Source organism: Gordonia mangrovi, assembly GCF_024734075.1.
Lineage (GTDB): Bacteria > Actinomycetota > Actinomycetes > Mycobacteriales > Mycobacteriaceae > Gordonia > Gordonia mangrovi.
The window spans coordinates 104,438-125,437 of the sequence record NZ_CP102850.1 but is presented as its reverse complement, the minus strand read 5'-3'; the positions used below and the strand labels follow the sequence as shown (position 1 = coordinate 125,437).

Below are 21,000 nucleotides of genomic sequence, written 5' to 3'. Positions count from 1 at the left end.
CGATATCGCGATGAGCCTGTGCGAAAATCGACTCGGAGCCGGGTCCGGAACGACCAACGGTCGAATCTGGGTCAGGTGGACCAATTGCTTTGTGTCAGTAACGAAATGATCAGTCAGCTCTTTTTGACTCTGCACGGCCAACAATCAGCGGTCTGATTTCTCGAGTAATTCCACAGGAGAACAATCATGACCACCCACCTCAAGAAGTTGGCCGTCGGAGTCGCGCTCGGAGCGACAGCAGCATTCGCCTTCGCGCCCGCCGCATCGGCGGCGCCGGTCGCCGATCCGCACGATGCGGCAACGATCGAAGTACCCGACATCCCGGTTCCGCTCCTGCCCGTGCCGTTGCTTCCGGTGCCGTTGCTGCCGGTTCCGCTGGTGCCGATCTTCCCGATTCCCGATGCTCCGAAGACGGTGTGCATCACCATCGTGTGCGTGCCGGTGGATTGACGTGTGCGGCGTCAGCGCACGCCGACGAGAGTGGGTCGGGGCTACTCACGAGCGCCGAGATCGAGCGCGTCCGGATGCGCCCCGACCCGCTCGCCGGTGTCCAGCGCGGCGATCGCGGCCAGGTCATCGGTGTCCAACTCGAAGTCGAGGACGTCAATGTTTTGTGCGATGCGCTTGTCGTGCACGGACTTCGGGATCGCGATCACGCCGTTCTGCAAATGCCAGCGGACCATCACCTGCGCCGCCGAGCGGTCATACCGTTCGCCGATGCGGGTCAACGTGGGGTCGGTCAGCAGGGTGTTCGGCGATGAGTCGGCACCCCACCCGGCGCCGCTGCCGCCCAGCGGGCTCCACGCCTCGACGGCGATGCCGCGCGAAGTGCAGTACTCGCGCACAGCGGTCTGGCCCAGTCGCGGATGCAACTCGACCTGGTTGACCGCGGGCACCTCACCGGTGGCGTCGACGATGGTGTCGAGGTGGTGCGGTTCGAAGTTCGATACACCGATCGCCGATGCCTTGCCGACATCGCGGATCTCGGCCATCGCACGCCAGGTCTCGATCAACCGGTCGGTGTTCTGCAGGGGCCAATGAATCAGATACAGGTCGACGTGATCGAGTCCGAGACGCGCCAAGCTGGCGTCGATCGCCGCATGGGCTCGGTCCCGACCGTGGTCGGCGTTCCAGAGCTTCGTGGTGACGAACACCTCGGACCTGTCCACGCCGGACGTGACGATGCCCCGCCCGACCGCGGCCTCGTTGCCGTAGGCGGCGGCAGTGTCGATGTGACGGTAGCCGGCCGCACCGATGGCGAACTGGACCGCGTGCTCGGTGTCCGCGTCGTCGGCCTGCCACACGCCGAGTCCGAGTTGCGGAATCAGCGTGCCGGTGGACAACTCGACGGTCGGGAGATCAGTGCTCATCACTCCAGGCTAGACATCTCACCGCGCCGCTCACGACGACCCGAACCGCGGATGGGTGACAAAGAACTGCCAGATCAGCTCGGTGGCAGACACGGTGTCGCCGAGACTGCCGGTCGGGTGGCAGGGGATCGGCGACGGCCAGCGATGCGTGCCGCCGCCCGGACGGTAGTGCACGACCGACGCATCGAGACGGGCGCAGAGCGGCCAGGACATCCGGTCGACCCGGGTCGCAGCGACGTCGGTGGTCGTGCATCGCCACAGAATACGGCTCCCACGAGCGCCATATCTGGAATCCTTGGCTCGTGCTCGGAGGCATACAGTTACCCGGCGCGCGACGCGTCACGTGGTTGGCCGCGGTCGTCCCGGCGATCGTGGTGGTGCTCGCCACCTCGGTGGCCGCGCCCGCCGGTGCCGGTCCCGCGCCGACGCCGCTGCCGGGTGATTTCGTCTGGGGTGTGTCGTCGAGCGGGTTTCAGAGCGAGGGATCATCGCCTGACAGCAACTGGCGGCGGTACGCGATGTCGGGCCGCACGCACGACCGCGTCGGGACCTCCGTGGACTTCCGGCATCGCTACCGCGACGACATCGCGCGCGCGGCACGTCTCGGCGTGGGGGTGTATCGGGTCGGGGTCGAGTGGGCCCGCATCGAACCGAGACCGGGCGTGATCGACCATGGCGAACTGACCTACTACGACGACGTCATCGCCACGATCGTCGCGGCCGGCATGCGACCGATGATCACGCTGGACCACTGGGTCTACCCCGGCTGGATCGCCGATCGGGGCGGCTGGGCCGATCCGGCCACACCCGCACGCTGGTTGCGCAACGCACGCCGCGTGGTGGATCGCTATGCGCGGTTCCATCCATACTGGATCACCATCAACGAGCCCTTCACCTACGCCACCAACGAGATCAGGCTCGGGGCCATCTCGCCGGCAGCGGTACCGGCGATGGTGGACCGCCTCGTGACCGTGCACCGGGCGATCTACCGACACATTCACCGACGCGATCCGGCGGCCATGGTGTCGTCCAACGTGGCCTACATCCCCACGGTCGAGCCGCTCCTCGACACCCGGTTCCTCGATCGGGTCGCCGACAGTCTCGACTTCATCGGAATCGATTACTACTACTCGGTGTCGCCGGGGAACACCAACGCCTGGCACGCGGCGACCGACGAGCAGTGGCTGGCGCCGGTTGCCGCCGACGGCCTCTACTACGCGCTGCGTGACTACGCGCGGCGCTATCCGGACATGCCGCTGTACGTGGTGGAGTCGGGCATGCCCACGCGAGACGGCGCCCAGCGGCCGGACGGATACCGGCGCGGGGACCACCTGCGCGATCTCGTGTACTGGCTGCAACGGGCCCGCGGCGACGGTGTCGACGTCATCGGGTACAACTACTGGAGTCTCACCGACAACTACGAGTGGGGAAGCTACACACCGAGGTTCGGGCTCTACTCGGTGGACGTCACGACTGATCCGACCCTGACGCGCCGGCCCACCGATGCCGTCGCCGCCTACCGTCGGATCACGGCAACCAACGGTGTGCCGACCGGCTACAGGCCGTCCCGGCCCGCCGAATTCTGCTCGTTGGTCGCGGCACCGTCGAGCTGCCTCGAACCTGTTCGATGACACGCCCGACCCACGACCCACCTGATCCACGACAAAGGAGACCGACCATGGCCAAGACCCTGCTACCGGTGGAGCCGATCGTCGACGCCCTCGTCGCGCAATGGCAGACGCTCGATGATGTGGTGTCCGCGCTCGGTGACGATCAGTGGTCGGCGGACTCGATCCTGCCGGGCTGGTCGGTGGCCGACATCGTGGCACACGTGATCGGCACCGAGAGCATCCTCGAAGGGCGTGACGTGACCTCGACCCGCGATGTGAGTGCGCTCGACCACGTGCGCAATCCGATCGGTGAACTCAACGAACGCTGGCTCGACCACTATCGGGAGTCGTCACGGGCGGATGTGATGGCCGCCTTACGAGAGATCGTCGGCGTCCGCACCGACCATCTGCGTGCCACGAGCCAGGAACAGTTCGACGCCGACGCGCTGACCCCGGCCGGACAGGACACCTACGGGCGGTTCATGCGTATCCGCGTCTTCGACTGCTGGATGCACGAGATCGACCTCCGGGACAGCACCGACGGGTCGACACCGTCGGATGAGGGGCCGGCCGCCGTCGCACTCGACGAGATCGCGGCGTCCCTGCCGTTCGTGGTCGGCAAGCGGGCCAAGACCCCGAAGGGCTCGGCGGTGTTGTTCGTGCTCGAGGGTGTCGGGGCTCGGCGGATCCGGATCTACGTCGACGATCGAGCCGCCAAGGTCGACCAGTTCCCGGACGGCGACGCATCCGCCGACGTCACGCTGACCCTCGATTCCGTCGATCTCGCCCGCTTGGCAGGCGGACGGACAAGTGCGGACCCGAGTCGTGTTGCGATCACCGGAGACCACGAGATCGGTCGAGCCATCGTCGGCGCCCTCAACTATGTGATCTGAACGCCTCGACAGCGGCGTGGTGCGAACGTGTGTGCGAACCGGGTTCACCGGGTGAACGCCGCGGTTTGCGATCGAGAAAGCCGTGTCGTCTGAACGGATGAGTGCGGGTGCGGGCTGATTTCGATACGGCCTCGGCTTGCTCAACCAGCGAGGGTACGCGAGGTGCTGGCCGGTTTTGTCAACCAGCGGTAGGGGCGTCGGTGATGACCGCACCGGAACCGAAGTCGCGGGCGCGGGGGCCGTCGAGCATCTGAGCGGGTTGCGGGTCGCTGAGGAGCGTTCGGACGAGTTCCGGGGTAGCGATGATGGGATGATCGGACGCCGCCAGCACGATGTTGCCGGTGCGTCGGCCCTTGAACATCGCGGCATCGGCGACGAGCGCGACGTGTGCGAACACGCCGGCGGCGGTGGAGACCTCCGCGCGGGCCAGGGCCAGGTCCCGGTTGTCGCCGCAGTTGGCGAGATACAGGCCACCGGGGGCCAGGACGCGGTGCACCTGCTGAAGAAACCCGGTGCTGGTCAGGTGGTCGGGAGTGCGGGCGCCGGCGAACGCGTCGCGCACGATCACGTCGCGGGTGTGTCCGGTCAGCGACGTCACCACCTCGCGCGCATCGCCCACCCGGATGCGCAATCGGGGGGCGCGGGGCAGATCGAACCACTCACGGGACAAACGGGCCAGTTCACCGTCGATCTCGACGGCCACCTGCTTGGCTGCGGGATACCGGGCGGCGATGAATCGGGGCAACGCACAGGCCGCCGCCCCGAGATGCAGCACGCGCAAGGGTGTGTCGAGCGGAAATCGGTCGGCGATCAGCGCGGTCATCTGCCGCATGTACTCGAAGTCGAGGACCGTGGGGTCGGGGTGGATGTGCGAACTCTGCGCTCCGTTGACGGTGAGCAGCCAACCGCCCGCGATCGTGTCGGGCGTCAGTTCGGCCACGCCGGTGTCGATCGGGTACGTGCCGGCGCGGGGCTCGGCCTGAGGTCTGGGCATCGCGGAGAGTCTATGCCGCCGCCGCGAAGTCCCGAATTGTGCGCCGATACGATCGCCGGTGTGTCCGACCCTTCGCTCCCTTCTGCGTCTCCGGCGCGTGCCCACGTGGGCCTCGGTATCGCGGGAGGCCTACTGATCGGGGTCGCCGCCGATCGGCTGCTCGGCGACCCGACGCACTGGCATCCTGTCGCCGGTATCGGCCGTTCGATCGCGGCGCTGGAGGCCCGTCTGTACGCGGATTCGCGCGCGCGGGGTGTGGGACTGGCGGGGGTGGGCGTGGGCGCGGCGTGGGCGGTCGGCGCGCTCGCGGCGCGGCAGTCGCGGGTGTCGGGGACCGTCCTGGTCACCGCGACGGCCACCTGGGCGGTGCTCGGCGGGACCACCTTGAGCCGGGTGGGTGAGTCGATGGCCGACGCCCTCGACGCGGGTGACCTGGAAGCGGCGCGCCGCCTCGTACCGAGCCTGTGCGGACGGGACCCGTATGCGCTCGACGAAGCCGGGATGACGCGCGCCGCGGTGGAATCGATCGCCGAGAACACCTCGGACGCGGCCGTGGCGCCGCTGGTGTGGGGCGGACTGGCCGGTATACCCGGCCTGCTCGCGTATCGGACCGTCAACACCCTCGATGCGATGGTCGGCTATCGCAACGAACGCTACGGCCGGTTCGGGTGGGCGTCGGCCCGCCTCGATGACGCGGCGAACCTGCTGCCGGCGCGGCTGTCCGGCGTACTGGTGGTGGCGCTCGGCGGCACCCCGCTGCGCACCGCCGCAACGTGGCGTCGCGATGCCGGCCGCCATCCGAGCCCGAACGCCGGGGTCGTCGAGGCCGCGTTCGCCGGGGCGCTCGGTGTGCAACTCGGCGGACGAACGGAGTATCCGCACGGTGTGGAGAACCGACCCTTGCTGGGGGGCGGGGCCGTGCCGACGACCGCCGACCTACGGGCCGCCGTGCGGTTGTCGCGGCGGGTGCAAGTCGGTGCCGCAGTGATGGCAGCGGTCGTGGCGGTACTGATCAACCGCCGTAGCGGCGGCTGAGTTTGGCGCGCACGTCGGCGTCGACCGTTTCGGAATCCGGGGCGGTGCCGATCTGATGACGCTGCCGCGTACCCGAGGCGGTGCCCGCCTCGCGCAGGTCTGCGCGGACCTGCGCACGCCGGTTGCGGACCGGAGCGACCGGGTCGGCGGTCATGTCGGGCGTGCCGACCTCCGGGGTGGATTCCGTCTGCGCGGTCGCCTGCGATGCACGGCGCCGCTGGCGGATCTCGGAGTAGACGAAATAGCCGGCGCCGAGCGGTGCCATGATGCCGAACGCCAGCCACTGCAGACCGTAGGAGAGGTAGGGACCCGAATCGAGTTGCGGCAGGCCGATCTCGCCCAGCGACCCGGGCTGGTCGGGTGACAGTTGCAGATAGAACGGGTCCAGGGACGTATCGACGGCCCGGCCGACCTCCGCCGGGTCGATGGTGTACACGGCCACGCGGCCGGCTTCGGTGTGGACGCCACGGCCCGCAGATGTGCCCTCACTCTTGCGGATTCGCGCGTCGATCGTGGTGGTCTCGGACGGCGCGGCGGGAACCGCGGGCAACGCGCCCTGCTCGGGGCGGACATAGCCGCGATCCACGAGGACCACGCGCGCGCCGTCATCGGTGGCGAACGGTGTGAGCACCTCGACGGCCGGGCGCTCCTCGGCCGACCGCAGCCGCACGAGCACCTCCCGGTCGGTCAGATAGCGCCCCGTCAAGGTGACCTCACGCCACTCGGTCGACGGGTCGAAACCGGCTCCGGCCGGCGCGACGTCTCCGATCGGAACCGCCGACTGTGCCACGGCGGAGGCGATCAGGTCGTTGCGGTGCTCGGTTGCGGAGTTCTTCCCCAGTTGCCACGGCGCGAGCAGAGTGAAGCACATCGCGGCGAACGCCACGACCACCACGCCCAGGGCGAGCCACCCCGGGCGCAACAACGTCCGCACCACCTGCACACCTCAACGGTACCGAGCCGACCAAATCGACTCGGCCCGGCGTGACGCTCACGACGGTCCGCGCAGGGTAGCGTTGGCGCTCGCTGTGGACCAGGCCGGAGGTGACGACGTGCACCGCGAGCAGATGAGGTGGAGTTGTCGGAGCCCTACCGCACCGTGTCGGGACACCCCGGTCAGGAGGTCGGCCGCTATTACCGGGTGGCGCTCGGCGATGATCTGATGCGCGCGCGGTTCGTGGAACTGTTCGGCGATCCCGACGAGGACCATCGAGCCGCGTTCGATCGTCACCACTCGCAGGGGGCCCCGGCCGGATGGGAACAGGACTTCGTGTCGTCGGCCGCGACGATCCATCCGGCCGAGGACTTCGCCGAGACCTTCGCGTACTACCGGCACATCCGCGCCACCCTCGACACCACCGCGGCGTTCACGATGGCCCCCGCCGGCTCGTCGCCGGCGGGCGTGACGGCCGGCGGCGATGTGGGTTTCGACCGGCTGGTGGAGTGGTGGCTACGGCTGAGTTGGGCGTTGAACCAGATCAACCGTTCGATGGGCCATCCGGATCCGTATCCGTTCGGGCTACCCGAGCGGGTTCGGGACAAGATTCGCTTCGTCCACGATCTCGTCGTGCCGGGATGACCGTCGGTTCACCGACCGTCGAGGGTTGCGTGCACCCACGCCAAGAGGCCGGGGATGGCGGCCTCGATCTGCTCTCGGGTCTCCTCGAAGTCCTCGCCGGTGCCGTAGTACGGGTCGTTGAGGTCCAGATCCTCGGGATCCGCCTCCGGATCGAAGCTGCGGAGTAGGCGCACCCGTTCACCGAGTCGCTTGCGCTCCAACTCCCGTACGTGGCCGGCATCCATGGCGACCAGCAGGTCGGCGTCGAAGTGGTCGGGCGACAGTTGCGACGCGACATGTCCATCCGGGTACCCGTGCGCCAGCAATTCGGTCCGCGCGCGGTTGTCGGCGGGTTCGCCGGTGTGCCACCCACTCGTGCCGCAGCTCGACACCCGGACGTGCCCGTTCAGCCCCGAGTCATCGAGGACCGATCGGAAGATGTTCTGTGCCATCGGTGACCGGCAGATGTTGCCGGTGCACACGAAACACACGTGTAGTCGATCAGACACCAAGTACCTCGCGCAGATCTGCAACGGACCCGACCGCCCAGGCCGCCGAGTCCTCCTCCCCATGCAGAGCGTAACCCCAAGCGACGATCACCGCTGGAATCCCGTACAGCGCGGCGCCGTCGACATCGTGAGCACGATCACCGACCATCACCACAGGTGGAGCGGTCACACGCGCACCCGGCGTCGCATCGACGCCGAGCTGCCTCAGCGCGTGCGCGATGACGTCGGATTTGGCGCGGCGGCGTCCGTCATCGCTGGCGCCGGCGATGACCTGAAAATGCTGGGCGAGACCGAAGTGTTCCAGGATGGCGCGGGCGGTCTTCTCGTTCTTCGACGTCGCCACCGCGAGCGTGCGGCCTGCGGCCCGCAGGTCGGCCAGCAGTTCGCCCATGCCGTCGAACACGGAGTTCTCCAACCAGCCGACGTCGGTATAGCGCTCCCGATAGGCGCGCATGGCGGCCTCGGCCGTGGCCGCATCGAGCCCGAGGCCGGTGAGGGTGTCGATCATCGGCGGACCGGCGATCCCCGCCACCACCTCGGGCGACGGCTCGTCGACACCCACCGCGGCCAGGGCATACCGGAAGCTGTTGGCGATCCCGTCGAAGCTGTCGGTGATGGTGCCATCGAGATCTACCAGCAGCAGCGTCGACCGATCGGCGGGATCGGCGAGAGGGGTGGCGAGATCGGGTGTTGCAGGCATGTCGGTCACCGTTCCATGGTGCACGTAGGCTGGGGATTTATGACATCGGGGCTGTTCGCCCGGGATCGGCACGGCGATGCCGACGCCGAACCGGGACTTGTCGACTTCGCGGTGAATGTCCGCGGCGGGCCGCCACCATTCGTCGCCGATGCCCTCGCGGGCCGGATCGGCGACCTCGCCACCTACCCGTCGGCCGACGACGAGCGGCGCGCGGTGGACACGATCGCCGCCGCCCACGGGCGAGCGTATGACGAGGTGTTGCTGCTCTCCGGCGCGGCCGAGGGCTTCGAACTGCTGCCCAGACTCGAACCACGCCATGCCGCTCTCATCCAGCCGTCGTTCACCGAACCGGAGATCGCCCTGCGCGCCGCCGGAGTCCCGATCACCGACGTGATCCTCTCTGATCCTTGGGAATTGGATTCCGCAGCGGTACCCGAGGACGCCGATCTGGTGGTGCTGGGCAATCCCACCAATCCGACGTCGGTGCTGCACCCGGCGTCGGCGATCGAACGACTCCGGCGCCCCGGACGTCTCGTCGTGGTGGACGAGGCGTTCGCCGATATCACCCTCGATCCGCGCACCGGCCACCCGGAGCCCGAGTCCGTGGCCCACCGATCGCGGCCCGACCTGATCGTCATTCGCAGCGTGACAAAGACGTTCGGTCTCGCCGGATTGCGCGCCGGCTATCTGTTGGCGACCCCCGAGGTGATCGGTCGGGTGACGGTCGGTCGCCGCCCGTGGCCGCTGGGCACCCTGGCGTTGACCGCGCTGACCGAATGCGTCGGACCGACCGGTCGGGATCACGCGCACCGCGAGGCCGGCAGGATCGCCGAGGACCGCGCCGAGATGGTCGCCATGCTGTCGGCAGCGGGTATCGAGGTCTGCGGCGAGCCGCGCGCGTCCTTCGTGCTGATCCGGCTGCCACAAGCGCTGCGGCTCAAACAACGACTGCGGGAGAAGGGATTCGCGGTGCGCAGCGCCGCGAACTTCGTCGGTCTCGACGACGACCACGTCCGGTTGGCGGTGCGGGACGTCGACCGCACCCGAACCCTGGTCGACACCATCACGGCCATTCGAGAGGAGATCGCGGGATGCCCACAACCGTCGCAGAGGTGATCGGGGTGCTCGACAGCGCCTACCCGCGGCGTCTGGCCGAGCCGTGGGACTCGGTCGGACTGGTCTGCGGAGACCCCGGCGAGACGGTCGACACCATCCTGACCTGTGTCGATGTCACCGACGACGTGGTCGATGCGGCGATCGGCATGGGCGCGCAACTGATCGTGGCCCACCACCCGCTGCTGCTGCGCGGAGTGGATTCGGTCGCGGCCGACACCGCCAAGGGGCGCATCGTGCACCGCCTCATCCGGTCGGGGATCGCGCTGTTCACCGCACACACCAACGCCGACAGTGCCCGGCCCGGCGTATCCGATGCGCTCGCCGAGGTGCTCGACATCGTCGACACGCTGCCGATCGAACCCCGGTCGGCATCGGTGCTGGACAAATGGGTGGTAATGGTGCCCGAGGGCAACGCCGAGCAGGTCAGCGAGGCGATGTTCGCCGTCGGGGCCGGTGAGATCGGCGAGTACCGGGACTGCTGCTGGTCGGTGGTGGGCACCGGACAATTCGAGGCGCAGGACGCGGCCAACCCGACGATCGGTGAGATCGGTGCGCGCACCCGCGTCGACGAGGAACGACTCGAGATGGTGGCGCAGCGCCGGCTGCGGCGTGCGGTGCTGACCGCACTGCGGGGCGCACATCCCTACGAGGAACCGGCGTTCGACATCCTCGAACTCGCCGACACCGAGATGACCACCGGTCTGGGGCGGATCGGTCGACTGCGTGAACCGACCACCGTCGGACAGTTCGCCGAGCGGGTCGCGACGCGCCTGCACACGCCCTCCGGGGTGCGTGTGGCGGGTGCGGGGGAGACCGCGGTCACCACCGTCGCGGTGTGTGGCGGTGCAGGCGATTCGTTGCTCGACGCCGTGGCCGCCGCCGGCGCCGACGTGTACGTGACCGCCGATCTGCGTCACCACCCGGCCGACGAGAATCGGCGCCGCGGCGGTCCGGTGCTGATCGACGCGGGGCACTGGGCCACCGAGTTCCCCTGGTGTGGTCAGGTGTCGCGATTGCTGGCGGGGCGGCTGCACGTCACGGTCTCGGTTCACCGGGAGCCGACCGATCCGTTCGCGGTGGTCACCAGATCCTGACTGGGGCGTCCGGCCCTCGTGGCGGACGCGTACGGTATGGGGACCGTCGCAGGGGCGGCCGCGGCACGGGCGGCCGCACGGCGACGGAGAACAGAACAGTGAACGGCGCAGGGATGAGGCACTGGTGAGGACTGCACAGCACGACAGCCGACGACGGAGGTGGGCACGGTGAAGGTGGATGCCGGAGCGCAACGGCTACTCCTCGACCTCGCCGACGTCGATGCGGAGATCGCCCGCATCGATCATCGTCGGACCTCACTTCCGGAGGATGCCGAACTCGATGAGCTGGCCACACGCGTAGACGCCGCGCGTGACGACCTGGTGCGCGCGGAGATCTCCGCCGAAGACCTGGCGCGGGAGTACCGGCGGATGGAGGGTGAGGCCACCGGCATGGCCGCCCGCGAGGCCAAGGACTCCGCACAACTGACCGGCGGCGGCCTCGCACCGAAGGCGCTGTCGGAACTGCAACACGAACTCAACGGCCTGGCCCGCCGTCGCGCCGCCGTCGAGGACGACATGCTCGGCGTGATGGAGCAGCAGGAGGCCATCGCCGCCGAACAGCAACGCGCCTCGGCCACGATCGACCACGTGCAGACCGAGATCGCCGCCGTGCGCGAACGGCGCGACGGTGCGTTGGCCAAGGCCACCGCCGACCGCGAATCGGCCGACGCGCGCCGAGCCGCGCTGGTTGCCGACATCGCCCCCGAACTGCTCGCCGTCTACGACAAGCAGCGCGCGTCGGGCCGCGTCGGCGCCGGGTTGCTCCGTGCCCGCAGATGCGGCGCGTGCCGGATGGAACTCGACCGCGGCACCATCGCGTCGATCGCCGCCAAGGCCCCCGACGACGTGGTCCGCTGCGAGGAATGCGGCGCGATCCTGGTGCGGACCGCCGAGTCGGGCCTGTAGATGACGACCACGGCCGCAGCCGGTGACACGTCGCCGAACTGGCAGGGGCAGCGAGTTCGGCCGACACGGCTGTTGCTGCTGCGCCACGGCCAGACCGAGCTCTCCGTCGCGCGCCGATACTCCGGGCGAGGCAACCCCGAACTCACCGAGTTGGGACGTCGCCAGGCCGCGGCCGTTGCCGCCCGACTGGGTGCGCATGCGGAGATCTCCGCGGTGATCTCGTCGCCGCTGAGCCGGGCCCGGGCCACCGCGCGCGCGGTCGCGGACCGTCTCGGCATCGACGTCGTGGTCTCCGACGGTCTGATCGAGACCGATTTCGGCTCGTGGGAGGGGCTGACCTTCACCGAGGCCGCCGACCGCGATCCCGAACTGCATTCCCGCTGGCTGGCCGACACCTCCGTGCCGGCACCGGGCGGGGAGAGTTTCGCACAGGTCGCCGAACGCGTCGGGGAGGCCAAAGAAGCTCTGCTGCAACAGTATCCCGGAAAGACCGTGTTGGTGGTCTCCCACGTCACCCCGATCAAGTCGCTGCTGCGGGAGGCGCTCGGTACCGGTCCGGAATTGCTGTTCCGCCTGCACCTCGACCTGGCCTCACTGTCGATCGCCGAGTTCTTCCCGGACGGCGGTTCGGTGGTGCGACTGGTCAACGACACCGGCCACCTGGACTGAGGCTGCACCCACCACCGGTATCCTGTGTGGGCGAACGAGTCGGCCGGGCGGCCGCGGTGCGCGGAACGGCCCGCAAACGGGTACGCCGCCATCGAGGAAAGTCCGGACTCCACAGAGCAGGGTGGTTGTCAACGGCAACCCGGGGTGACCCGCGGGACAGTGCCACAGAGAACAGACCGCCTCCGCCGGTCCTTCGGGAACGGCGGCGGTAAGGGTGAAACGGTGCGGTAAGAGCGCACCAGCGGCGCGGGTGACCGTGCCGGCTCGGTAAACCCCACCCGGAGCAAGGCCGAAGCTCGCACCGCGGGAGACCGTGTGTGCGGGTGCGCGGATGATCGAGGGCTGCTCGCCCGAGTCCGCGGGTGGGCCGCTCGAGGTACCCGGCGACGGTGTGCCCAGATGGATGGTCGCCACCCGGTCCTCGATGACCGGGGACAGGATCCGGCTTACACGCCGGCTCGTTCGCCCTTCGACAGCCGGAGCCGGCTGCGCCGTCGCATACAGTCGGGAGCGTGCAGCGCGTACTGTCGGCCCCCGACCTCGACTTCGACGCGGTTCGTACCGAACTGGGCGTGAGCGAGGATTACGGAGTCGACGCGCAGGCCGAGGCCGAGCACCCGGTGGACCGATGCGCGGCCGACCGGGCCGACCGCACCGACCTGCCGTTGGTCACGATCGACCCGCCGACCTCGATGGACCTCGATCAAGCGGTGCACATCGCGGCCGACACCGACGGTTTCGTCATCTCCTACGCGATCGCAGACGTCGCCGCACTCGTCGAACCCGAGCGCGCCCTGGACCAGGAGAGCCGGCGGCGGGGCACCACGTTCTACTTTCCGGACCGGTCGGTGCCGCTGCATCCGCGGGCGCTGTCCGAGGGAGCGGGTTCACTGCTGCCCGATCATCGCCGGCCGGCGGTGCTGTGGACCATCCGGGTGACGCCCGACGGATCCGTCGCCGATGTGACGCTGGGACGGGCGGCCGTCTGGTCGGTCGCCAAGCTCGACTACGCCGGGGTGTCCGAGGACGCCGCGCGCGGTCGGCTGCACCCGTCGATCACCGCGCTGCCGGCGTTCGGCGAATTGCGGCAACGCGTCGCGCTCGAACGTGGTGCCGTCGAACTCGATCTGCCAGATCAGGAGGTCACCTGCACCGACCGCGGGTGGATGCTGCGGCTGGCGCCGCACACCCCGGCCGACATGTGGAACTCGCAGCTGTCGTTGCTCACCGGGATGTGTGCGGGGCGGATCATGGCCGACGCGGGCGTCGGTCTGCTGCGCACCCTGCCGCCGGCCGACGCCGACGCGGTGGTGGCGCTGCGCGCATCCGCCGCCGCCCTGGGCGTGCCGTGGCCCGCCGGCGCGACACCCGGCCAGTTCCTCGCCGGGTTGCCGCGTGACTCGCCCGCGACGCTCGCGCTGATGTCGGCGGGAGCAGGCCTGATGCGCGGCGCCGATCATCTCGTCCTCGACGGCGGCACCGGTCAGCTGTCCGCGGCCCAGATGAGTCATGCCGCGATCGGTGGGGTGTACGCGCACGTGACCGCTCCGCTGCGGCGGCTCGGGGACCGCTTCGCCACCGAGGTGTGCCTGTCGGTCACGGCCGGCGACCCGGTGCCCGACTGGGTGACCCGGGCGTTGCCGACCCTGCCCACGCTGCTGCGGTCGGCGGGTTCACTCGCGTCGGCTGCCGACCGGGCGGGGATCGATCTCGCGGAGGCCACCGTCCTGGCCGGCCGCGTGGGGGAGACGTTCGACGCGGTGGTGCTGCAGGCGGCCACGCCGAACCGGCCGGCGCAGGTGTTCCTCACCGAGGTGCCGGTGATCGCGCCGTGTGCCGGCGACCCGCCGCTGGGCCGGCCGGTTCAGGTGGTCCTGCGGGCTGCCGACCCGCCCGCGCGCGAGGTGCGATTCGAGTTCGTCGCCGACGCCGGATGATGGACCCGGAGAGTCGCCATCGGGTCAGGTCAGAGGTCCTTGGCCGCCTTGCGGTATTCGACGAGCGCGCGTTCGCCGTCGACCTGCTGGCGCGCATCGATGCGCCCCAGGACGAACATATCCGGTCCGGACAGGGTGCCCGCCGCGGCGAGTTCGCCGAGTCGTTGCCGGTTGATGCGGGTGTCGTTGTAGTCGCCGAGCGAGGACTGCAGGCGCTTGGCGACCTTCGCGACCGACTTGTCGCGCTTGCGGCCCAACGGCTCCGCAGCATCGGTGGCATACCGTAACCGCTTGGCGCGCTTACGGATCGTGTGCAGCTGCTCCTCCCACTCGGGGGAGCGTTCGGTCATCGAGGCGAGGGTGGCCTGCGCCTTGCGGATGCTCTTGCGGTTCTTCTCGATGGACCGGTCGACGGCGGTGTCGGCGTCGATGTCGGCGTCGGGCCCCGGCGGCGGGGAGGCCACCAGTTCGTCGATCGCGTCGAGCAGCGCGAAATAGCGCGCCGAGTTCATCGCGGAATGGGCGGCGTGGATCGCCCGGTCGTGGATGGTCGTCTCGGTGCCGGTGAGTTCGTCGATGAGTTCGGCCGACGCGTTCTCCGAGCGCAGCAGGCCTTGGTCGATGGCGATCTGCACCTCGGAGTCGCGGGCATCGCCGAGGATGCGGGCCAGCAGTTTCAGCTCCTCGTTCAGGTGTGCGGTGCGGGCCGGGTCGAGCACAGCGGGGAACCCGGCGAAGATGCTGCGCAACCGGCGGCAGGCCACCCGCATCTGATGGACCGCGTCCTCGGCGTCGATACGGACCAGCGGATCGTAGGCGATCAGCGAATTGCGGTGGATGGCGATGTCGGTGACCACCAGATCCAGCGCCGTCGGCCGCCGCCCGAGGTGTGGCTCCACCACGGTCGGCGTCGACCCGATGGCGCGGGCCAGTTTCGACGCCGACGAGGCGGTGCGCCCGCCGGAGTTGCGTAGCAGCTTCTCGGCGGCCTTGAGCAGGCGGGCGTCGCGTCTGCTGTCGAGGAGTTCGAACTCCCACTCCGACCATTCCTGGTAGTGCCCGCCGGGCAACATCGACTGCGCGGATACCAGGTCCTCGGCGAACTCGGCGACCGGGCGCCCGTCGGCCCCCATCAAGGTGGTCACGGTGCGGGTGGTGGACAGCGCGGCGACCGGGATCAGCTTGCGGGTGCGGGTCAACGCGACGACCGGGCTGATCAGCTCCATGGGCACGTTGCCGTCGGCCGGGGCGTCGTCGAACCCGATCCGCAGCTCACGCCGGGCGCCGGCGATTCCGGTGGGGCGCTTGAGATGCCAGCCGGCGTCGTGGCCGCCGGTGCGGCGGCGCATGGTGATCCGGTTGCCGGCGAGGTCGAGATTCTCGGTGTCGTAGTAGGTGGCGTCGAGTTGGAAGGTCTCCGGTGCAGTCGCGCCGATGACACCCGGCAGGACCCGGAGATCCGGAGCGGTGTGTCCGGCTTCCACGTCGAACTTCAGTTCCACTTCGATCTGCTCGGATGGGGCCACCCAGTCCTCCTGTTCACGTGTCCGGGCGCGGGGTTCGGGCGCGCCGGCTGCTCGTCTGACGAGTCTAGTGGGCGGCGCCCGCCGTCACGCGGACCGATTCGCGAAGTCGTCGGTGGCGGTGATCAGGTGGTGTTTGATACCGGGCTCGAAGGAGGCGTGGCCGGCGTCGTCGACGATGTGCAGGGCCGCAGTGGGCCACGCGCGGTGCAGATCCCAGGCACTGCGGGTGGGGCACACGACGTCGTAGCGGCCCTGCACGATGACCCCCGGGATGTGTGCGATGCGGTCGATGTCGGCCAGTAACTGGCCGTCGTGCAGAAAGCCGTGATGGACGAAATAGTGGTTTTCGATCGCGGCGAACGCGAGGTCGAAACGTGGGTCGCCGGCGTCCAAGCCGGGGTTGTCCGGCGACTTCTTGGGGAGCAGATAGCTGGTGGCCTGTTCCCAGCCCGTCCACGCGCTCGCCGCGGACTGGGCGACGGCGCGGTCGGCCGAGGTGAGCAGCCGGTGATACGCCGCGACCAGGTCGCCATCCCGCTCGGACTCCGGGATCGGGGCCAGATAAGACTCCCACAGATCCGGGTATATGTGGGCGGCGCCGCCGTTGTAGTACCAGTCGATCTCGCTGCGGCGCAGCAGGAAGATCCCGCGCAAGACGAGTTCGGTGACCCGGTCGGGGTGGGTCTGCGCGTACGCGAGGCCCAGTGTGGAACCCCACGAACCGCCGAACACCTGCCACCGCTCGATCTGCAGATGCTCTCGCAGCCGTTCCATGTCGGCGATGAGGTGCTGTGTGGTGTTCACCGACAGATCGGCGCCGTCGGCGATGTGTGGACGCGACCGTCCGCAGCCACGCTGATCGAACAGGACGATCCGATAGCGCGCCGGATCGAAGAATCGTCGTTGCTCGGGTGACGTGCCACCACCCGGACCCCCGTGGACGAACACCACCGGCTTGCCGCCGGGACGGCCCGAGACCTCCCAGTAGATCTGCTGACCGTCACCGACGTCGAGGTGACCGGTGTCGAACGGTTCGATCTCCGGATAGAAGTCGCGCATGGGCCAACCCTAATGCGCCTGCGTGGATCAGTAGCTGTGCTCCGGGGCGGGGAAGGCGCCGCGGCGCACCTCGTCGGCGTACTGCTCGGCCGCCGAACGCAATTCCGACCCGATGTCGGCGAAGCGCTTGACGAATTTCGCGGTCTTGCCGTGCGTGAGGCCGGCCATGTCCTGCCAGACCAATACCTGGGCGTCGGTCTCGTTGCCGGCGCCGATCCCGACGGTGGGGATGGTGAGTTTGCGGGTGATCTGACCGGCGAGGTCGGCGGGCACCATCTCCATCACCACGGCGAAGGCCCCGGCCTCCTGCACCGCGATCGCGTCGGCGACGAGTTGATCGCCGGCGTCGCCACGCCCCTGCACGCGGTAGCCGCCGAGCCCGTTGACGCTCTGCGGGGTGAAGCCGATGTGGGCCATCACGGGGATACCGGCGGCGGTGAGAGCGGCAACCTGGTCGGCCACCCGTTCTCCGCCTTCGAGCTTGATCGCGTGGGCGCCGGTCTCCTTGAACACCTTCACCGCGGACTCGAGCGCCTGCTGGGGGCCGGCCTCATAGCTGCCGAAGGGTAGGTCGGCGACGACGAGGGCGTGCGGCGCGCCACGCACCACCGCGCGGATCAACGGGATGAGTTCATCGACGGTCACCGGGATCGTGGTGTCGTAACCGAGCACGACATTGGCCGCCGAGTCGCCGACGAGCAGCACCGGGATCTCGGCGGCATCGAAGATGCGGGCGGTCGAGTAGTCGTAGCAGGTGAGCATCGACCACTTCTCGCCGTCGGCCTTCATCTGAGCGAGATGATGGACGCGGGTGGGGCGGCGACGGGGGGCCGACGCCGACGAATCGCCCGCGACGGGGCCGGTGGCGCCATAGACCGAAGATTCGGACATCGTTGTCTCTTTTCTGCCTCGAGTCCTGCCGTGCAGGTACCCGGGTGTGGATTGGACACTGCCATTGTGGCACTGGGCCGTGCTGCGATACATGGCGGTGACCTGTGGTTTTCCTCACAACCCGGGCGGCGGTGCGACTGCTCCGACCGTACGATCACGACGTGGCGAGCTCTGCGACCCGACGACGGCGTGCCGGAGTGCTCGTGGTGTTGGCCCTGGTGGCGACGGTGAACAGCTGCCGGGCGGTGACCGCGGCAGACGGAATCGACTGGCGAGCGTGCGGCCCGACGTTCGGTGTGGCCGACGGCGCGGTACCCGCGACGCTCGCGGGGCGCATGTCGTGTGGCCGGATCGAGGTTCCGCTCGACCCGGGCGACACCGACCTGGGGACCGTCGGGCTCGCGGTGGCGCGCATTGCCGCGGCAGGCTCCAGTCGCGGGACGGTCGTCATCGATCCAGGTGGTCCGGGCGGCTCCGGTGTCGGCCATCTCGTCGGTGCGGCGCTGGGGTTGGCGTCGCAGCCGATCGCCGTCGACCACGATCTCGTTGCCGTCGATCCGCGCGGGGTGGGCGCGTCGCGGCCGTCGCTGCGATGTCGCACCGATGCCGAACGCGATGCCGAACGCGCCATGGACTTCGGCGACCGGTCGGCTGCCGGAGTGCGACGCATCGAGGCTTACCGCAGCAGCGTCGCCGAGCGGTGCCGCGACCGCGTCGGTGCGCAATTCCTGACGCGGGTCGGCACCGCCTTCGTCGCTTCCGATCTCGATCAGGTCCGACGGCGACTGGGGGTCGACGCGATCGCGTTCGTCGGACATTCGTACGGCACGCGTCTCGGTATCGAGTACGCGCGGCGGTATCCCGAGCGGCTGCGTGCGGTGATCCTCGACGGAATCGTCGACCCGGCCGAGGATCCCGTCGACGCGACCGTCGCGCAGATGGCCGGGTTCGGGCAGGCGTTCGATGCATTTGCCCGCGATTGCGTGACCCGGGCGGACTGTCCGCTCGGTGACCGGGCCGACGGTGCGGTGGAGGCCTATCGGCGGTTGGTCGGTCCGCTGATCGTCGATCCGGCGCCCGCCGGAAGCCGTCTCCTCTCGGCCGGGGACGCGGAGGCGGGCACCATCTTCGCGTTGTATCAGCGTGCGCGGTGGTCAGATCTGCGCCGTGCGCTCGTTGCCCTCGACGGCGGGGACGGGGCCGGGTTGCTGCGCCTGGCCGATGCCTACGAGGGGCGCGGCGAGGACGGCCACTATGGCCGGATGCAGGATGCCTTCCTCGCGATCAGCTGCGCCGACGATCGCCGGCTCGGCGAGCACGACCGTCCCGGCGAGCTGGACCGGCGGATCCGGGCAGTGGCCCCGTTTCTCGATGACGGGCGCGCGACCGGGCGGGGACCGTCGAGCATCTGCGAACTGTGGCCGCTGCCGGCCCCATCACCGTCGGCAAGCGACGACGATGCCGATGCCGCCTGGCCCGCGGCGGCTCCGACACCCGTCGTCGTGGCGACGACGGGAGATCCGGCGACGCCATACGCGACGTCGGCGTCGTTTGCCGACGAGGTCGGGGCGGATCTGATCACGGTGACCGGTGTCGACCACACCGCGGTGTTCGCCGGCGACCCGTGTGTCGACGTCGCGGTCGGACGCTATCTCGCCGATCCCACGAAGGCATCAGCTGGTCTCACATGCTGAGAAGTGTTCGGAGAAAGCCCAGTACATAGCTGTTGACTTGTGTGTGTAACACAGATTTAACAGCGTACTTCTAATGTCCGGGTCATGGATCGCCAAAAGGAATTCGTGCTGCGGACCCTCGAAGAGCGCGATATCCGGTTCGTCAGGCTGTGGTTCACCGACGTACTCGGCTATCTCAAATCGGTGGCGATCGCGCCGGCCGAACTCGAAGGAGCCTTCGCAGAGGGTATCGGGTTCGACGGTTCGGCCATCGAGGGGTTCTCCCGTGTGTCCGAGGCCGACACCATCGCCCGACCGGATCCCTCGACCTTTCAGATCCTGCCGTGGACCACATCGACGGGTCGGCACCACTCGGCGCGGATGTTCTGCGACATCGTGATGCCCGACGGCACGCCGAGCTGGGCCGACTCTCGGCACGTCCTGCGGCGACAGCTGAACAAGGCCGCCGATCAGGGCTTCAGTTGCTACGTCCATCCGGAGATCGAGTTCTTCCTGCTCAAGGACGCGCCGCTCGACGGCAGCGTCCCGACACCCGCGGACACCGGCGGCTACTTCGACCAGGCGGTCCACGACGCCGCGCCCAACTTCCGCCGGCACGCGATCGAAGCACTGGAATCGATGGGCATCTCGGTCGAGTTCTCCCATCACGAGGGCGCGCCCGGCCAGCAGGAGATCGACCTGCGGTACGCCGACGCGTTGTCGATGGCCGACAACGTGATGACATTCCGCTACGTCGTCAAAGAGGTCGCCATCGACGAAGGTGTCTGGGCGACCTTCATGCCCAAGCCGTTCAGTGAGCATCCCGGGTCGGCGATGCACACACACATGAGTTTGTTCGAGGGGGATTCCAACGCCTTCCACAACCCCGATGACCCGATGCAGCTGTCGGCGACCGGCAAGAAGTTCATCGCCGGGATTCTGCATCACGCGGGTGAGCTGTCGGCGGTCACCAACCAGTGGGTGAACTCCTACAAGCGGCTCATCCACGGTGGCGAGGCGCCGACCGCGGCCAGCTGGGGTGGCGCCAACCGGTCGGCGCTGATCCGGCTGCCGCTCTACACGCCGAACAAGGCGTCGTCTCGCCGCGTGGAGGTGCGTAGTCCCGACTCGGCGTGCAATCCGTACCTGACGTTCGCGGTCCTGCTGGCTGCGGGTCTCAAGGGCATCGCGGAGGACTACGAGCTGCCCGACGAGGCCGAGGACGACGTGTGGGCACTCACCCCCGGCGAACGTCGGGCGATGGGCTATCGGGAGCTTCCGGGCAGTCTCGCCGAGGCACTGACCGAGATGGAGAAATCCGAACTCGTCGCCGAGGCGCTCGGCGAGCACGTCTTCGACTATTTCCTACGGAACAAGTGGACCGAGTGGACCAACTATCGCAGCCTCGTGACGCCCTACGAACTCAAGAGCTATCTGCCTCTCTGACCGCGCACCTGAAT

Annotated in this window: 20 protein-coding genes, 1 other RNA gene and 1 pseudogene; 13 read left to right on the top strand and 9 right to left on the bottom strand. The window is 69.0% G+C overall.

Translation table 11 applies throughout. From position 1 onward, the window contains the following. The first annotated feature begins 186 nt into the window (after positions 1-186). Positions 187-450 carry a hypothetical protein gene (locus tag NWF22_RS00575; protein WP_160901088.1) on the top strand — a complete coding sequence of 88 codons (264 nt, stop codon included), beginning with the start codon at positions 187-189 and terminating at the stop codon, positions 448-450. A gap of 41 nt (positions 451-491) precedes the next feature. Here NWF22_RS00575 and NWF22_RS00570 read toward each other — a convergent pair whose 3' ends face one another. After that, positions 492-1,370: an aldo/keto reductase gene (locus NWF22_RS00570; protein WP_160901089.1), complete on the bottom strand. Its 879-nt coding sequence runs from the start codon at positions 1,368-1,370 to the stop codon at positions 492-494. 30 nt (positions 1,371-1,400) lie between these two features. Further along, entirely contained in the window at positions 1,401-1,583 is a 183-nt protein-coding gene (locus NWF22_RS00565) for a hypothetical protein (protein WP_160901090.1), read from the bottom strand. An 89-nt stretch (positions 1,584-1,672) separates the two neighbouring features. On the opposite strand from NWF22_RS00565, the gene NWF22_RS00560 reads away from it, so the two are divergent. Then, a complete protein-coding gene (locus tag NWF22_RS00560) occupies positions 1,673-3,001 on the top strand; it encodes a family 1 glycosylhydrolase (protein WP_258321280.1) in 1,329 nt (442 codons plus the stop codon). A 47-nt stretch (positions 3,002-3,048) separates the two neighbouring features. Further along, positions 3,049-3,873: a maleylpyruvate isomerase family mycothiol-dependent enzyme gene (locus NWF22_RS00555; protein ID WP_160901091.1), complete on the top strand. Its 825-nt coding sequence runs from the start codon at positions 3,049-3,051 to the stop codon at positions 3,871-3,873. 178 nt (positions 3,874-4,051) lie between these two features. Here the strand turns inward: NWF22_RS00555 and NWF22_RS00550 are convergent, their stop codons facing one another. Continuing rightward, positions 4,052-4,867 (bottom strand): spermidine synthase, encoded by an 816-nt coding sequence (locus tag NWF22_RS00550; protein WP_160901092.1) that lies wholly within the window; start codon positions 4,865-4,867, stop codon positions 4,052-4,054. 60 nt (positions 4,868-4,927) lie between these two features. Between NWF22_RS00550 and NWF22_RS00545 the strand changes: the two genes are divergently transcribed. After that, the gene (locus NWF22_RS00545; RefSeq protein ID WP_373691971.1) at positions 4,928-5,902 is read left to right on the top strand and encodes a cobalamin biosynthesis protein; all 975 of its coding nucleotides are present in this window, start codon (positions 4,928-4,930) and stop codon (positions 5,900-5,902) included. Here the strand turns inward: NWF22_RS00545 and NWF22_RS00540 are convergent. Further along, entirely contained in the window at positions 5,880-6,845 is a 966-nt protein-coding gene (locus NWF22_RS00540; RefSeq protein ID WP_258321279.1) for an SURF1 family cytochrome oxidase biogenesis protein, read from the bottom strand. The two genes, NWF22_RS00545 and NWF22_RS00540, sit on opposite strands and share 23 nt — an antisense overlap. Before the next feature lie 88 nt (positions 6,846-6,933). Between NWF22_RS00540 and NWF22_RS00535 the strand changes: the two are divergent. Beyond that, positions 6,934-7,481 (top strand): annotated as a pseudogene (locus tag NWF22_RS00535) (putative zinc-binding metallopeptidase); the annotation flags it as partial. An 8-nt stretch (positions 7,482-7,489) separates the two neighbouring features. On the opposite strand, the gene NWF22_RS00530 reads toward NWF22_RS00535, so the two are convergent. Together NWF22_RS00530 and NWF22_RS00525 are read right to left on the bottom strand one after the other, a co-directional pair. Beyond that, entirely contained in the window at positions 7,490-7,969 is a 480-nt protein-coding gene (locus NWF22_RS00530) for a low molecular weight protein-tyrosine-phosphatase (protein WP_160901094.1), read from the bottom strand. Then, positions 7,962-8,669 (bottom strand): HAD hydrolase-like protein, encoded by a 708-nt coding sequence (locus NWF22_RS00525; protein ID WP_160901095.1) that lies wholly within the window; start codon positions 8,667-8,669, stop codon positions 7,962-7,964. The genes NWF22_RS00530 and NWF22_RS00525 overlap by 8 nt, the downstream gene beginning before the upstream one ends. Positions 8,670-8,708: 39 nt before the next feature. Here NWF22_RS00525 and cobC point away from each other — a divergent pair, with 39 nt between their 5' ends. The 6 genes from cobC (at position 8,709) to NWF22_RS00495 (ending at position 14,391) form a co-directional block, all read left to right on the top strand. Continuing rightward, complete coding sequence (gene cobC / locus NWF22_RS00520) at positions 8,709-9,785, top strand: Rv2231c family histidinol phosphate aminotransferase CobC (protein WP_160901096.1); 1,077 nt, start codon at positions 8,709-8,711, stop codon at positions 9,783-9,785. After that, entirely contained in the window at positions 9,761-10,879 is a 1,119-nt protein-coding gene (locus NWF22_RS00515; protein ID WP_160901097.1) for a Nif3-like dinuclear metal center hexameric protein, read from the top strand. Before cobC ends, NWF22_RS00515 begins: the two co-directional genes overlap by 25 nt. A gap of 168 nt (positions 10,880-11,047) precedes the next feature. Beyond that, positions 11,048-11,785 (top strand): zinc ribbon domain-containing protein, encoded by a 738-nt coding sequence (locus tag NWF22_RS00510; RefSeq protein WP_160901098.1) that lies wholly within the window; start codon positions 11,048-11,050, stop codon positions 11,783-11,785. Beyond that, on the top strand, positions 11,786-12,454 hold the full coding sequence (locus tag NWF22_RS00505) for a bifunctional RNase H/acid phosphatase (protein ID WP_160901099.1): 669 nt from the start codon (positions 11,786-11,788) through the stop codon (positions 12,452-12,454). 35 nt (positions 12,455-12,489) lie between these two features. Continuing rightward, an RNA gene (gene rnpB / locus NWF22_RS00500) (RNase P RNA component class A) lies at positions 12,490-12,919 on the top strand. Between the two features lie 47 nt (positions 12,920-12,966). Next, on the top strand, positions 12,967-14,391 hold the full coding sequence (locus NWF22_RS00495; protein ID WP_160901100.1) for an RNB domain-containing ribonuclease: 1,425 nt from the start codon (positions 12,967-12,969) through the stop codon (positions 14,389-14,391). A 29-nt stretch (positions 14,392-14,420) separates the two neighbouring features. Here NWF22_RS00495 and NWF22_RS00490 read toward each other — a convergent pair whose 3' ends face one another. From NWF22_RS00490 to panB, 3 genes are all read right to left on the bottom strand, one after another. After that, positions 14,421-15,917, bottom strand: coding sequence for a CYTH and CHAD domain-containing protein (locus NWF22_RS00490; RefSeq protein WP_160901101.1), 1,497 nt, complete (start codon positions 15,915-15,917; stop codon positions 14,421-14,423). Between the two features lie 84 nt (positions 15,918-16,001). Further along, the gene (gene pip, locus NWF22_RS00485; protein ID WP_160901102.1) at positions 16,002-16,976 is read right to left on the bottom strand and encodes a prolyl aminopeptidase; all 975 of its coding nucleotides are present in this window, start codon (positions 16,974-16,976) and stop codon (positions 16,002-16,004) included. Positions 16,977-17,003: 27 nt separating this feature from the next. After that, positions 17,004-17,867 (bottom strand): 3-methyl-2-oxobutanoate hydroxymethyltransferase, encoded by an 864-nt coding sequence (panB, locus tag NWF22_RS00480; RefSeq protein ID WP_160901103.1) that lies wholly within the window; start codon positions 17,865-17,867, stop codon positions 17,004-17,006. A gap of 161 nt (positions 17,868-18,028) precedes the next feature. Between panB and NWF22_RS00475 the strand changes: the two genes are divergently transcribed. Together NWF22_RS00475 and glnA are read left to right on the top strand one after the other, a co-directional pair. Beyond that, positions 18,029-19,561 (top strand): alpha/beta fold hydrolase, encoded by a 1,533-nt coding sequence (locus NWF22_RS00475; RefSeq protein ID WP_160901104.1) that lies wholly within the window; start codon positions 18,029-18,031, stop codon positions 19,559-19,561. Positions 19,562-19,645: 84 nt separating this feature from the next. After that, the gene (glnA, locus tag NWF22_RS00470) at positions 19,646-20,986 is read left to right on the top strand and encodes a type I glutamate--ammonia ligase (protein ID WP_160901105.1); all 1,341 of its coding nucleotides are present in this window, start codon (positions 19,646-19,648) and stop codon (positions 20,984-20,986) included. Positions 20,987-21,000 lie beyond the last annotated feature (14 nt).